The organism is Aquimarina mycalae, assembly GCF_029906345.1.
In the GTDB taxonomy this organism is placed as follows: domain Bacteria; phylum Bacteroidota; class Bacteroidia; order Flavobacteriales; family Flavobacteriaceae; genus Aquimarina.
Window position 1 is genome coordinate 337124 of sequence record NZ_JARYGY010000003.1, and the last position, 15024, is coordinate 352147.

At 32.9% G+C, this 15024-nt stretch carries 14 protein-coding genes; 10 read left to right on the plus strand and 4 right to left on the minus strand.

The genetic code is table 11. The annotated features are described in order from the left end of the window. Positions 1 to 28 precede the first annotated feature (28 nt). The 4 genes from QBK95_RS09260 to QBK95_RS09275 all read left to right on the plus strand — a co-directional run bounded on the left by QBK95_RS09260 (position 29) and on the right by QBK95_RS09275 (position 2990). Positions 29 to 979 carry a D-2-hydroxyacid dehydrogenase gene (locus tag QBK95_RS09260; RefSeq protein ID WP_280932894.1) on the plus strand — a complete coding sequence of 317 codons (951 nt, stop codon included), beginning with the start codon at positions 29 to 31 and terminating at the stop codon, positions 977 to 979. 204 nt (positions 980 to 1183) lie between these two features. Beyond that, positions 1184 to 1825, plus strand: coding sequence for a DUF937 domain-containing protein (locus tag QBK95_RS09265; RefSeq protein WP_280932896.1), 642 nt, complete (start codon positions 1184 to 1186; stop codon positions 1823 to 1825). A 184-nt stretch (positions 1826 to 2009) separates the two neighbouring features. Then, entirely contained in the window at positions 2010 to 2435 is a 426-nt protein-coding gene (locus QBK95_RS09270; protein WP_280932898.1) for a DUF6146 family protein, read from the plus strand. Positions 2436 to 2465: 30 nt separating this feature from the next. Next, positions 2466 to 2990, plus strand: a complete 525-nt coding sequence (locus QBK95_RS09275; RefSeq protein WP_280932900.1) for a DUF6787 family protein — start codon at positions 2466 to 2468, stop codon at positions 2988 to 2990. Here the strand turns inward: QBK95_RS09275 and QBK95_RS09280 are convergent. The 3 genes from QBK95_RS09280 to msrA form a co-directional block, all read right to left on the minus strand. After that, positions 2987 to 3292, minus strand: coding sequence for a hypothetical protein (locus QBK95_RS09280; protein WP_280932901.1), 306 nt, complete (start codon positions 3290 to 3292; stop codon positions 2987 to 2989). The two genes, QBK95_RS09275 and QBK95_RS09280, sit on opposite strands and share 4 nt — an antisense overlap. 61 nt (positions 3293 to 3353) lie before the next feature. Continuing rightward, positions 3354 to 3950 (minus strand): GTP cyclohydrolase I FolE, encoded by a 597-nt coding sequence (gene folE, locus QBK95_RS09285; protein ID WP_280932904.1) that lies wholly within the window; start codon positions 3948 to 3950, stop codon positions 3354 to 3356. A gap of 10 nt (positions 3951 to 3960) precedes the next feature. Then, the gene (gene msrA / locus QBK95_RS09290) at positions 3961 to 4518 is read right to left on the minus strand and encodes a peptide-methionine (S)-S-oxide reductase MsrA (protein ID WP_280932906.1); all 558 of its coding nucleotides are present in this window, start codon (positions 4516 to 4518) and stop codon (positions 3961 to 3963) included. A gap of 148 nt (positions 4519 to 4666) precedes the next feature. Between msrA and QBK95_RS09295 the strand changes: the two genes are divergently transcribed. From QBK95_RS09295 to QBK95_RS09320, 6 genes are all read left to right on the plus strand, one after another. Continuing rightward, positions 4667 to 7099, plus strand: coding sequence for a DUF5916 domain-containing protein (locus QBK95_RS09295; protein WP_280932908.1), 2433 nt, complete (start codon positions 4667 to 4669; stop codon positions 7097 to 7099). A 54-nt stretch (positions 7100 to 7153) separates the two neighbouring features. Continuing rightward, a complete protein-coding gene (locus QBK95_RS09300) occupies positions 7154 to 7822 on the plus strand; it encodes an ABC transporter ATP-binding protein (protein ID WP_280932910.1) in 669 nt (222 codons plus the stop codon). A 33-nt stretch (positions 7823 to 7855) separates the two neighbouring features. Beyond that, positions 7856 to 8629 carry a TIGR02757 family protein gene (locus QBK95_RS09305; protein WP_280932912.1) on the plus strand — a complete coding sequence of 258 codons (774 nt, stop codon included), beginning with the start codon at positions 7856 to 7858 and terminating at the stop codon, positions 8627 to 8629. Positions 8630 to 8770: 141 nt separating this feature from the next. Next, positions 8771 to 10231 (plus strand): alkaline phosphatase PhoX, encoded by a 1461-nt coding sequence (locus tag QBK95_RS09310; protein ID WP_280932915.1) that lies wholly within the window; start codon positions 8771 to 8773, stop codon positions 10229 to 10231. 36 nt (positions 10232 to 10267) lie between these two features. Continuing rightward, the gene (locus QBK95_RS09315; protein ID WP_280932917.1) at positions 10268 to 12073 is read left to right on the plus strand and encodes a cytochrome-c peroxidase; all 1806 of its coding nucleotides are present in this window, start codon (positions 10268 to 10270) and stop codon (positions 12071 to 12073) included. A 99-nt stretch (positions 12074 to 12172) separates the two neighbouring features. Next, a complete protein-coding gene (locus QBK95_RS09320) occupies positions 12173 to 13393 on the plus strand; it encodes a sensor histidine kinase (protein WP_348637331.1) in 1221 nt (406 codons plus the stop codon). Here the strand turns inward: QBK95_RS09320 and QBK95_RS09325 are convergent. Next, positions 13390 to 14946 (minus strand): NAD(P)/FAD-dependent oxidoreductase, encoded by a 1557-nt coding sequence (locus QBK95_RS09325; protein WP_280932919.1) that lies wholly within the window; start codon positions 14944 to 14946, stop codon positions 13390 to 13392. The two genes, QBK95_RS09320 and QBK95_RS09325, sit on opposite strands and share 4 nt — an antisense overlap. Positions 14947 to 15024: the final 78 nt, after the last annotated feature.

The following is a 15024-nucleotide window of genomic DNA, read 5'->3' on the forward strand; positions in this document are numbered from 1 at the left end:
ACTTAACATTAAAAATAAAACTTTTACAATGAAAGTATTAGCAAACGACGGAGTATCTCAAAGTGGTATTGATGCACTGGAAAGCGCTGGGTTTGAAGTGCAAACCACTACCGTTGCACAAGATCAATTAGTAAACTATATTAATGAGAATGACATCAATGTATTACTGGTTCGTAGTGCTACTAAGGTACGAACTGATATTATTGATAACTGTAGTTCTTTAAAAATTATTGGACGTGGTGGTGTTGGTATGGATAATATTGATGTCGCGTATGCTCGTGAAAAAGGATTGCACGTAATTAATACACCAGCTGCTTCATCAGGATCAGTAGCAGAGCTGGTTTTTGCTCATTTATACGGAAGTGTACGTTTTCTTCACGATTCTAATAGAAATATGCCTTTGGAAGGAGATAGCAAATTTAAGAACCTTAAAAAGGCCTATGGAAGCGGTATTGAACTAAGAGGAAAAACTCTTGGTGTAATCGGTATTGGACGCATAGGTCAGGCTACTGTAAAAATTGCCATTGGTGTTGGTATGAATGTGATTGCCTTTGATCCTTTTATAGAAGAAGTTGACATTCCTTTAGAATTTTTTGATGGACAATCCTTAAATTTTAAGATTAAAACTGTTTCTAAAGAAGAAGTGTTGAAGCAAGCTGATTTCTTTACACTACACGTTCCCGCGCAAAAAGAGTACGTTATTGGTAAAGCGGAAATTGAACAAATGAAAGACGGTGCTGGATTAATCAATGCTGCTCGTGGCGGTGTAATTGATGAAGTTGCATTGGTAGAAGCGTTAGAAAGTGGTAAGTTAGGATTTGCAGGTTTAGATGTATTTGAAAATGAACCTAATCCAGCTATTAAAGTATTAATGAATAATAAAATATCATTAACACCACATATCGGTGCTGCAACAGGAGAAGCACAAGATAGAATTGGTCAAGAACTTGCTGATCAAATAATATCTATACTAAAATAACAGCAATAGTATAGTATCTAACAAATTATTTAAGAAGCATCTTTTATAAAATTTTATAAAAGATGCTTCTTTTTTACATCAGATTGCACTTACGTCGATAAAATCGTCTTTTCATCTATTATTTCCCTAAATAAATACGTCACTTTTTCAGAATTTTATGAATAAAAAATGTAAATTTAGATCACATAATAAAAAATATAAATCATGTCTGGAATTTTAGATCTTTTAAATAGCCCAATGGGAAAACAAATTATTAGTGGAGTTAGTAGTCAAACAGGACAATCTGCTGATAAGACTGGAAACTTATTAAGTATGGCAATGCCAGTACTTATGGGTGCAATGCAAAAAAACGCTTCTACTCCTGAAGGTGCTTCAGGATTATTAGGTGCACTATCAGGAAAACATTCTGGTGGAGGAATATTGGACAACTTAGGAGGTTTATTTGAAGGTGGCGTAGAAGACAATGTCTCTAATGACGGAGCAGGAATTCTAGGACATATTCTTGGTGGAAAACAACCTGCTGTAGAAAATGCTTTAAGTCAAAAATCAGGTATTGATGCAGGTTCTGTAGCTCAAATTTTAAAAGTTGCTGCTCCAATCCTTATGGGAGTGCTTGGTAAGCAAGCTTCACAGAATAATGTTTCTGACGCTAACGGATTAACAAGTATGCTAGGTGGTATGCTTGGAGGAGGTCAAGGTTCTAAACAACAATCACTTATTGAGTCTTTCCTTGATGCAGATGGAGATGGAAGCATTCTTGATGACGTTGCAGGTATGGTGCTTGGAGGTGGCAACCAGAAAAAAGGCGGTCTAGGAGGATTATTAGGTGGACTTTTTGGAAAATAAGCCTATTATAATATAAATATCATTTGATATTCAAAAACTAAAGGAATCTTAATTAAATAGTTAAGATTCCTTTTTTTATCTACAAAGCATTTTTTGTATTTGCCTTTAAATAATATGTTTCACAAAAATGTTAAAGCTGAAAACTATTTGAAGTACTTTTTGTATTTTAACCTTTAGTAAGGTTATGAAAAATTTTATCTACATACTAGTACTAGGGTTACTCATCTATGGTTGTGGCGTTACAAAAGATAGAAATCTTGATGTTGCATCTACAGATACATTAGATACTTTGCGTATCGCAAATGACAGCTTAGAATATGAGATTATTATTATTGAACCAGGTTTTAATGGTTGGCTTGCTACACAAAACCCTAGAGGATATTATACAGAACAATATTTAGAAATCAGAAATCGACAATATGTAGTAGAGTATAATCAAAGAGTATTACAGCCTCAAAGATTCAATCCCAATTTATATCTTCAAACAATTAACTATGAACCTAATGTTCATTATGGATATGAAGTTAATTATCTCTTATATAATTACTTTTTATTTTTTGAACAACGATATCGTCAAAGATTCATTGTAACCAGAGGTCGAAGATTTTGACAGCCTAAGTTTTAATCGTATTTTTGCGATATGCAGAAATTCAAAGATCGTTGGGAAATTAGCGCAAACTGGCAGCTTATTTTTCCAGTCCTGGGATTAACAGGTTTACTTTTTTCATCTTTTTTATTAAGTAAGAAACTAACTTCTGGAATATTCAAACTAGCAGAAAGTGATAATTCTTATGTGATATCTACATCTCTAATTACACTATTCCTTTTCATCATTTTACTAGTTTTGACATTAAAGATTTTTGGTGCCTTAGAAAAAAAATGGGATGTTACCTATCGATGGGAGCTTATAGCTATTTTTATAGCTTTTGCGATCACTGGTTCAACGGCTGCAAGAATTTCAGACCCAATCATTTCATTATTAGGATTTGATAGAGAATCCACCAATGGATTGATATATTGGACTTTAAGAATATTTTTAATATTTCCTGTATACCAAGTGTTACTCCTAATAGTAGGTTGGGTATTTGGACAATTTAAGTTTTTCTGGAGTTTCGAGAAAAAAATGTTGCGCAGAATGGGGTTTGCAAGATTTATAAAGGATTAAGAAGCATCTACTTCTATGATATCTTTTATACTTTGTTTTTTAAACACATAGGTATATACCCACATAATAGTAAACGTTGGAATAACATCTAATCCTGGGATTGCCTCTTCAATAAATGTAAAAACACCTGCAGCTTTACCTACATTACCTTTATACATTCTTGTCATTAGTATTGCGGCTAATGGAGCCCAAATAACATCACCTACATCTCCAATAATAGGAATTACATAAGATGAAGTAACAACTCCAATAATATCAAAAAGGATGCTTAAACCAAGTTTCTTGTGTTTTTCTTTTGCCATAGTAAATCATTTATATTTAGTAATTTACAAAATATAAATCAAATAGCATTCCAAAAAAACACTATGCCAAATCTGCAGTAATTAATCTTAAAAACTCGGTGCGTGTTTCTATTTTTTCAAATTGACCTCTAAATCCTGAAGTAGTAGTTACAGAATTTTGTTTCTGTACTCCACGCATCATCATACACATATGGGCTGCCTCGATAACTACAGCAACACCTTTTGGTTTTAAGGTATTATTAATGCATTCTAAAATATCATGAGTTAAACGTTCCTGAACTTGTAAACGCCTTGCAAACACATCGACAATACGAGGTAACTTGCTTAATCCTACAATCTGCCCATTAGGAATATAGGCAATATGAGCTTTCCCAAAGAAAGGTAACATATGATGCTCACATAACGAATACAATTCAATATCCTTAACAATTACCATATCATCATAATCTTCCTTAAACATAGCACTTTTAAGAATTTCTTCCGGATCCTGATGATATCCTTGCGTAAGAAACTGCATTGCCTTTGCAGCTCTTTCTGGAGTTTTTACGATTCCTTCTCTACTAACATCCTCACCTAAATCTGTAATTATAGATTTAAACTTATCCTTTACATCATCTGTAACCTTGATATTATATTCTTCAAATTTATTATATGGCATTTTATATATATTAATTCGGTATTTCTGTTTTTAGTTTATTCTTAAAAGTAGCTTGCAATTTACTCAGTTTCGGGTTAATCACAAACTGACAATAGCCCTGATTGCTATTTTGATTGTAATAGTTTTGATGATAATCTTCTGCATTATAAAAAGTACCTAATGCTGTAACCTCTGTAACAATAGGACTATCAAAGATACCTTGCAAGGTAAGATTTTCAATCATTTTATGAGCCAATTCTTTTTGATCATTATCTATATAAAATATAGCACTTCGATATTGTGTACCTCGGTCAGCTCCTTGTTGATTTAGCGTTGTAGGATCATGGGTAGCAAAAAAGATTTCCATTAACTCATTAAAGTTTATGATTTCAGGATCATATTCTATTTTTATTGCTTCAGCATGTCCCGTCTTTCCTGTAGTTATTTCTCTATACGCTGGATTTTTAATCGTTCCACCAGTATATCCAGAAATTATCTTATACACCCCTTCTAACCGCTGAAAAACGGCTTCGGTACACCAAAAACATCCTCCAGCGAAAACAGCTATCTTTAAGTTATTTTTTCCCATAATATTGTTAAAAAATAAAAATTGTTTAACGAATGTAAACTAATACTAAACAGCACTAGTCATTTTTAACTTTTCATTAGTACGCCATGTACCTCTACAATCCTAGTTTTGCAGATAAGTCGAAAAAGTAAGGATTTTTTTACAAAATATGAATATAAAATTAAGCACTATCGCTAGTATGCTATTCTCTTTGCATACCATTATTTTATGTAGTCAAGAGAAAAAGGAAATTATTGCGCAAAGAATAAACTCTGCACCAAAAATAGATGGTATTCTGGATGACGAAATTTGGGAAAACATACCTGCCAATGGTGATTTCAGTATGTGGCAACCAGGTAATGAGGGTGTTATACCTCAAAACCTTCAGACTGAAGTAAAAATGGCATATGATAATAAAGCGATTTATTTTGCTGCTTACTTATATGATGATGAACCTGATAAAATATTGCGCCAATTCAGTCAACGAGATAATGTATTTGCTCAAGCAGATTTCTTCAATATATCGATAAACACCTATAATGATGGGATTAATGAAACCCGATTCTTTATTACTAGTGCGGGAACCATTGGTGATGCTCGTGCAGATCAATTTAACGAAGATTTTAGTTATAACGTAGTATTTGAAGCAAAAATCTCTTTTGATGAAAAAGGATGGTATGCAGAATTTAAGATCCCATATAATGCATTACGTTTTCCAGAAGTGGATGTACAAGATTGGAGTATTAACTTTTTTAGAAGGTTACAACATAAAAATCAAACACATTCATGGAATTTTGTAGATAATAAAGTTGGACAACGAACTCAATATAATGGAATAGTTAAAGGAGTAGAAAATATAGATCCTCCTACCCGATTAACGTTTTTCCCTTTTGTTCAAGGTTTAGCGTCTAGTTTTGATGGAGAAACCGAAACAGATGTTAGTGCTGGATTAGATGTTAAATATGGTCTAAGTGATAGTTTTACTCTTGATGCTACGCTAATTCCAGATTTTGGGCAAGCAGCTTTTGATGAAGTGCGTCTTAATCTTGGCCCTTTCGAGCAAACTTTTGGAGAAAATAGGCAGTTTTTCACAGAAGGAACAGAGCTTTTTAATAAAGGTCGTATTTTCTTTTCGAGAAGAGTTGGTAATGGTCCAACTGGATCTGTATCTGATGATGACCTTAACGAAAATGAAGTTGCAGAAGATACACCTTCTAAAGTCAACTTATTAAATGCTCTTAAAATTTCAGGAAGAACTAAAGGAAACCTCGGTATTGGTTTTTTTAATGCCGTTACCGAAAAAACAAGCGTAAGAATAACCGATACAATTACAGGAACTCAGAGAGAAAAAGTAGTTGAACCCTTAGCAAACTATAATATATTCGTACTTGATCAACAGTTCAATAAAAACTCTTCTTTATCATTAATTAACACCAATGTAACTCGTAACGGTAGTGATTTTAGAGATTCTAATGTAACAGGCTTAGTTTGGAATCTCGCTAATAAAGCTAATTCTTATCGTCTAACTGGTCGTACTATTGTAAGTCATGTTAATCTTCCTGGTGATAATATTGGAGGCTTTGCTTCAGAACTTGATTTTGATCGTATTAAGGGTAAATTTAGATACGGTTTTGGACATGACTTATCAAATACAACCTATGATATTAATGATTTGGGAGTTAACTTTAGAAATAACTTTAACAACTTTAGGGTAAGTGCTTCTTATCAAATTTTTGAACCTACCAAGGTGTTTAATAATTATCGAATTAATGTATTTGCAAGACATCGACGTTTATATGATCCTAGTGTAAAAACTATGAATTCTATAGGTACAGATTGGTTTTTTGTAACTAAAGACCGACTTGCCTTTGGTGGTTTCTTAATTTACGATTCTGATACAGATGATTATTTTGAACCTAGAGTAGATGGAAGATTTGTTACCTATAGCGAAAACTTAGGCGTAAGATTATGGGTTTCTTCTGACTACCGTAAAAAGTTTGCATATGATGTAAGATTATTTCATCGCAATTGGTTTGAAGATAATCAAGAAACCTATAGCATCAATGTTTCTCCAAGATATAGGTTTTCTGATAAATTACTTATGATATGGACTACTGACTATTCTCAAAGAAATAAAAACTTTGGATATGTTGACAATACAGATACTGATGTGTTTTTAGGACAAAGAGATATTACCACAATAGAAAACTCATTAAGTGCTAGTTATAATTTTGATCCTTATAAAGCAATCAATCTTCGTTTTAGAAATTTCTGGAGTACTGCAGATTATTCTGAAAATGTATTCTTTGTATTAAATAATGATGGATCTCGTACACAAACTAATTATGATATTTCTGAGAATAATCCCAATACCAATTTCAATATTTGGAATCTTGATCTTAGTTTTAGTTGGCGGTTTGCTCCAGGAAGCGAGGCTACCCTACTCTATCGTAATCAGATTTTTAACCAAGATGATTTATCAACTATTAATTACACCAATAGTCTAGACAATCTTTTTGATCAACCAATAAAACACACATTATCTTTAAGAGTCGTTTATTTCTTAGATATAAATAATTTAAAAGGTTCTTTTAAAGGATAATCTTGGCGAATTTTGAGATATTAGTTACTTTCACTGTTTTAAGCTATAAAATTAATGATCAAAGCAAAAAACATTCACAAGAATTATGGAGATTTACATGTATTAAAAGGTGTTGATCTTCATATAAAAGAAGGTGAAATAGTTTCTATTGTAGGAGCTTCAGGAGCTGGTAAAACAACATTGTTACAGATTTTAGGGACTTTGGATAGAGCAACAGAGATAAAAGGTAGTGACTTATCTATTAATAAAAATATTATCAATTTTCTATCTCAAAAACAGCTTTCTAAATTCAGAAATGAACAATTAGGCTTTATTTTTCAATTCCACCAACTATTACCTGAGTTTACAGCCTTAGAAAATGTATGTATCCCTGCATTTATCAAAAAAACTCCTAAAAAAGAAGCTGAAAAAAGAGCTAAAGAATTATTGAACTTTTTAGGATTAGGAGATCGCTATGATCATAAACCTGCCGAGCTTTCTGGAGGAGAACAACAACGTGTTGCGGTTGCAAGATCCTTAATTAACAATCCAAAAGTAATTTTTGCAGATGAACCTTCTGGAAATCTAGATAGTGAAGCTGCAGAAAACCTACATAAGTTATTTTTCAAGCTACGTGATGAATTCGGGCAGACCTTTGTTATTGTTACTCATAACAGGGATTTAGCAGATATGGCGGATAGAAAATTAGTTATGGTTGATGGAAAAATTGTAGACAAAACATAAAAATTACTAAAGGTTCGAAACTAAATAAATTTTGTGAAAAAGCTAACAAAAACCGAACTCAAAGAATTTCTTGATGAAAAAGCAGCTTTCTATGAGCAACCAAAATTTATCGAAACAGACCCTGTTCAAATACCACATCTTTTCTCACTAAAAGAAGATATCGAAATCTCGGGTTTCTTAACGGCCACTATTTCCTGGGGGAATCGTAAAAGCATTCTCAATAATGCCCATAAATTGATGTTACTGATGGGTAATTCTCCTTATGATTTTATAATGAATCATGCAGAAACTGATCTGGATAATCTAGAAGGTTTTGTTCATAGAACCTTTAACAGTACTGATCTTACTTATTTTATAAAAGCTTTACAAAGTATCTATATCAAATATGGAGATATGGAAGGCTTTTTTAAGCCATATGCTAAGGACGAGTATCTGCAAGATGCAATTCATCATTTCAAGAAAGAATTTTTCTCTTTACCTCACCAGCTCAGAACTCAAAAGCATATTAGTGACCCTCATAAAAACTCGGCTGCTAAGCGGATCAATATGTTTTTTAGATGGATGGTTAGGGATGCTAATGCAGGCGTAGATCTAGGTATCTGGAAAAGCTTATCTCCTGCTCAATTATCTTGCCCATTGGATGTACACTCTGGTAATGTTGCACGAAAATTAAACCTATTAAGTAGAAAGCAGAATGATAGTAAGGCTTTACATCAGCTTGATGTTAACTTAAGGTTATTAGATCATTCAGACCCTATAAAATATGATTATGCGCTATTTGGACTAGGAGTTTTTGAGAAGTTTTAACTTAAAACAATTCCAAATAATAATACTCAATTCACATTCTAAACATTAGGTTGATGTTTCTTTAATAAACATAAAACATTCGCATAAAGTTATTCAGCTTATGGTCGTAGTAAATTTGCATAAACAAATTTACACATAGCCATGAAAAATTACTTAAGTCTTACAATTCTTTTATTTACCTTATTACTCATTTCATGTAACAATGATGATAATACGACAGCTCCACCTATAGGAGATTTAATACAATTAGAAAGTAGATCTACTTCTCCAGTTCTTTTAACTAAAATGTCTGGATTTACGGATATAGAAATTTATAACTTACTTTCTTCTGAAGATACTTATATTCCTAATTTCACTTATGGATCCATGGCAGATGGAGCTGGTTTACTTCGTAATGCAGATGGTACTTACACATTAATCAATAATATAGAAGCAGATTATGCTATAGCAAGAATAACTCTTGATGAAACATTTAAACCTATAAAAGGAGAACATATTCTTAATGCGGTTGCTACAGCTAATACTGCACAATGTTCTGGATCTATGATTTCTCCAGAAGAACATGGTTTTGGACCAATGTATCTTTCTGGTGGAGAATGGGGAGGAAATTCAAAAGGAGTTTTTGCTACAGATCCTTTAAGAGATCCTTCGGTTGCCTCTACTCCTAAAATGTTAACAGCTATGGGACAATGGTCTACCGAGAATGCTGTTGCAATAGGAAAAGATGCCTATACTGATAAAACAGTTGTTTTTATTGGAGATGATCATAGTAATAATGAAATTCCTTCTGGTCAATTAGGAATGTATGTTGGAAACAGAGGTGATCTTGAAGGAGGAAAATTGTACGGATTAAAAGTTACTTCTCCTGGAATCACATATGAAATGGATATGGAAGAAGGTACTGCCTATGATATGGAATTTGTAGAACTTACTGAAAAAGATATCGACTTATTGGATACAGAAGCAAAATCTAAAGGTATTATGGGATTCTCCAGATTAGAAGATATCGATTGGAGAAGAGGTTCTTCCGCTAATAACAGAGAAGTATATCTTGCCGTAACAGGAAGAAACAAACCAGATCTTATCGGAAAAGGAACTCGTTCTGGAAGAATTTATAAAGTAGTATTAAACGAAAACGATCCTACTGGAGCTGGTAAAATCATCTGTGTGTTAGATGGTGATAAAATTGGCGGTAAAGCGGAAGCCTTCCATAGTCCAGATAATATATTAGTTACAGAAAATTACGCATACATCCAAGAAGATCCTAATGGGATTCAGGATTTTAAACCAGCTGCTAATCACTACGCGAGATTATATCAATATGACCTGAATAACGGAACATTAAAAGCAGTTTTAGAATGTGATCAGGTAACTGCCGCCGCTCAAGGATATGGTCCAGTAGACAGAATTTGGGAAATCACTGGAATGATTGACATCTCTGATATTATAGGAGTTGATGAAACTTTTATCCTTATTACTCAAAACCACGGATGGGAAAAAGCAGATGGAACACCTTTTACTGATCCAAATGCAAACCCAAATGTTTCAGAAAGCAGAAAAGAAGGAAGTATGCTATATATAATCAAAGGATTAGGTAGATAGTATATCATATACTAGCTAAGAATATAATTATTTCACATGCAATTATTATTAAATTTTAGCAATAAAGGGGCCTATCTTAGGATAAGCCTCTTCGTGTTACTTATCGTATCCTCTTGTTCAAAAGAAGTTAAAGTAAAAACGGAAAAAATTCCTTTTATTACCGTAATGCAAAAACAGTTTGGTGAAGATATTACGCTTGCTATTTCTTACCTTGATAGTATTAAGCAATACCCATCCGAATCTGGAGATCGTTTCAAAGAAGTTAAAACATCTTTCAAAAAAATAGAACCTGTTTTATCGGTGCTTGACGTTGAAAACTATGGTTTTCTTAATCAACCGAATATATTAAAGGTAGAAGAAGAAGATTTTACAGATATAAAAATCAAATCACCCAGCGGATATCAAGTGCTAGAAGAAGAAATCTTTACTGATCAAATTGATACGCTGTCTATCATAAAGCATGTTAATTTAATTACCAACAGATTAAAGCTCATCAAAAAAAACACTAGTTTTAATCACCTAAAACAATATCATTTCCTTTGGTTGCTTAGAAAAGCAATCACTAGGGTTGCGCTCACAGGAATTACAGGGTTTGATTCTCCAGTATTAGAAAACTCTTTAGAGGAATCTAAAATAGTATACCAAAGCTTATCTACATACTTATCTATTTTTGAAACTGAATTTAACGATGAAAACTTATTCAAATCCTGGAATACAGAAATCAAAGCTACTTTGAATAATTTAGAAGGTGACTTTAATGAGTTCGATCGGTATCATTTCATTAAAAACCATACACACAAACAACTAAATCTTTGGAATCAAACAGTTACTGATTGGCAAGTAGTGTTCCCTTTTGAGTTGGCTTTAAAAAACAATGCTACATCTCTTTTTTCTTCTGATACTTTTAATGTGAATTATTTTGCTGATCAGGGTCAAAAAAAGATCCCCTCAGAAAAAATTTCACTTGGTAAAAAGTTATTCTATGACGCAAATCTTTCTGCTAATAAAATGATTAGCTGCGCTACCTGTCATCAACCAGAAAAAGCTTTTACAGATGGTTTAAAAATATCCAAAGGAGTTACTCGCAATAGTCCAACACTGCTATATGCAGCATTACAGCAAGCTTTTTTCTATGATAAACGAGCAGGTGGATTAGAAGGACAAATCATTAATGTGATCGAAAACGAAAATGAATTTCATTCGAATCTGGAAACTTTAGAAAAAGTTGTGAAAACAAATAAAGTATATGTCAAAGAGTTTTCAAAAGTTTATCCCAATCGAGAAATAAACAATAACGATATCAGAAATGCTATAGCTAGTTATATAAGGAGCTTAACTCCTTTTAATTCCAAATTTGATAGAAACATCAATGGTATAGAAAATTCACTTACTATAAACGAAATTAATGGATATAATCTTTTTAATGGTAAAGCCAAATGTGCTACTTGTCATTTTGCGCCATTATTTAATGGAACCGTTCCCCCAGATTATAAAGAATCTGAGATCGAGCTTATAGGTGTTCCTGCAACGAATGATACAGTCAATGCCATAATAAGCAAGGACCTAGGAAGATATGAAGTATATAAAACACCAGAACGAAAACACTTTTTTAAAACACCTACTGTGCGAAACTCTGGTAAAACAGGACCATACATGCATAATGGCGTATACAATACATTAGAAGAAGTTATGGATTTTTACAATCGTGGTGGTGGAGCTGGGATAGGTATAGATCTACAATATCAAACTTTGCCCTCAGATCGCCTGAACCTTACAGAGCAAGAGATAAATGATATTATTGCATTTATAAAAAGTTTAAATGATAATACCATAGATTATTAGATTTTGAGTGTCATTTGGCGAATGATTGAAGGGAATTCTTAATTTCTAATATTTTTTTGTTAATTTTATTAAGAATTGATACACACAAATCAATTCTTGATGAAGATGATTGTACCGGCATTCCCCATAAATGAAGATTTTAGACTTGAAGCATTAAAATCACTAGATATTCTTGATACCGAATCTGAAAAAGAATTTGATGAAATAACTGCACTTGCTGCATATCTATGTGATACAGAAATTGCACTTATATCATTAGTAGATAAGGATAGACAATGGTTTAAATCTAAACATGGATTATCTATTTGCGAAACTCCCAGAGAACAATCCTTCTGTGCACATGCTATTTTAGAGCCAGACAAGCCTCTAATTGTAAAAGATGCTAGACTTGATAAACGTTTTTGTAATAATCCACTAACAGCAGAAGAGAAAGTTGTAATTTTTTATGCTGGTATTCCTCTGATTGATAAAAATGGATTTGCTTTAGGAACCTTATGTGTTATTGATAGTAAACCCAAAGAACTTAGTAATAAACAACTAGAGTCCTTAAAGTCATTGGCAAATCAAGTAGTGATACTTTTTGAATTAAATAAAAAAAATAAAGATCTTGAAAAAGTAGAAGGTAAATTGAGAAAGAGAAATGAATCTTTAAAAGAATTTGCCAGAGTAATTTCTCACGATCTTAAAATGCCTTTAGCTAATGTAATTACTACTTCTGATTTACTTAAACTAAAACTGGCAAACGATCTGGATAAAGAAACATCCGAGTATTTTGAATACATAAAACAATCCTCTTTTTCAATGAGTGATTACATAAATGATGTATTAGATCATTATGAAAGTGATAGTTTGGTACAAAATAAACCAGAAACGTTTAAATTAAATCATCTGCTTAAAGAGATTTCAGAATTACTTAGTATAAAACCCGATTGCACGATTAATTTTCCTAAATCCGATCCTACATTGGATTGTAATAAATCTGCCTTAAAACAAATATTTTTTAATCTGATTGGAAATAGTATTAAGTATAATGATAAGGAACATATTATCATAGATATAGAAAATACAGAGGATGATATTTTCTACTATTTTAAGATTATCGACAATGGTATGGGAATTCCCAAGGATAAAATTGCTTCTATTTTTGACTTATTCACAACTGCTAATGGAACAGATAGAAGTGGTAATAAAGGAAACGGAATTGGGTTATCGACTGTAAAGAAATTAGTAAATAACCTGGGTGGATGTGTCAAAGTAACATCCAGCGTAGGTATACAGACAGTATTTGATTTTTCGATAAAAAAACAAGTCAGTAATTAGCGTATTGTTGCAACACAAGCTTCTGCACATTTTTCTCCATCAATTGCGGCAGAAATAATTCCACCAGCATAACCAGCTCCTTCTCCACAAGGATACAGTCCTTTTATTTGTGTATGCTCTAGCGTTTTTCGATCTCTTGGAATACGAACTGGAGAAGATGTACGTGATTCTGGAGCATGAACTACAGCTTCATTCGTTAGATAACCACGCATACTTTTATCAAAAGCTTTAAAACCTTCCTGTAATGTATGATGAATGAATTTCGGGAAAACCTCCTTCATATCTACAGATGTTAAACCTGGTTTATACGAAGTCTCAGGTAAATCCGAAGATAATATCCCTCTAGTCATATCTATCAATCGCTGTGCAGGAACTTTTTGGGTTTCTCCTCCTGCACGCCAAGCCTGTTGTTCTATACTTTTTTGAAAGTACATTCCTGCCAATGGACCATATTGTTCAAACGCTTTAAAATCCTCTAGACGAAGTTCTACTACAATACCACTATTAGATGTAGGTTGATCTCTTTTGGAAGGCGACCATCCGTTTGTGACTACTTCACCAGGACTAGTAGCACAAGGCGCAATAACACCACCTGGACACATACAAAAGGAATACATCCCTCTACCTCTAACTTGTTTTACAATACTATAAGGTGATGGAGGAAGATACGGCCCGCGAACTTCACACTTATATTGTATTTGATCTATTAATTGTTGCGAATGTTCAACTCGAACCCCTAATGCAAAAGGTTTAGCTTCAATTACAATCTTCTTTTTATATAAGAGTTCAAAAATATCTCTGGCAGAATGTCCCGTGGCTAAAATCACCTTCTTTGTATCTATTCTATCACCATTTTGTAGAGTTACGGCATTAATTTCAGCATTTTTGATTTCAAAATCGGTGACTCTTGTTTCGAAATGTATTTCTCCTCCATACTCAATAATTTTTTCTCTTATTGACGCAATGATTGCTGGTAATTTATTAGTACCTATATGAGGATGAGCTTCTACTAATATTTGATCAGTAGCTCCAAAACCTACCAATAATCGAAGAATCCGTTGTACATCTCCTCTTTTTTTAGAACGTGTATATAACTTACCATCGCTATAGGTTCCTGCACCACCTTCACCAAAACAATAATTAGAATCTTCGTTAACAACATGATCTCTATTAATAGCCTTAAGATCTCTTCTCCTATTGCGAACATCTTTACCTCTTTCTAGTACAATGGGCTTATACCCAAGTTCTACAGTTCTTAAGGCTGCGAATAAACCTGCTGGACCAGCTCCTATTATTACTACTTCACTAGCATTGGATACATCAGAGTATTCTGGAAGTCGAATGGGTTCTTCTACAAAATTTTCTTGTACAAAGACTCTAATTTTAAGGTTTACTTTTATAGATTTTTGTCGCGCATCAATAGAGCGCTTTAGAATCTGTATATATCTTATTTCTTCTAATGGTAACCGATTCTTCTTGGAGACCTGAACCTTTAACTGATCTGAATTTGCAGCAATTTCTGGTGATACTTGTATGGTAAATTCGTATTGCAATACTTATCTATTGTGATTTTTCGCGAAGATACAATATTCTTCAAGCTAAAACATGTTCATTGCTTTTTAACCACCAGA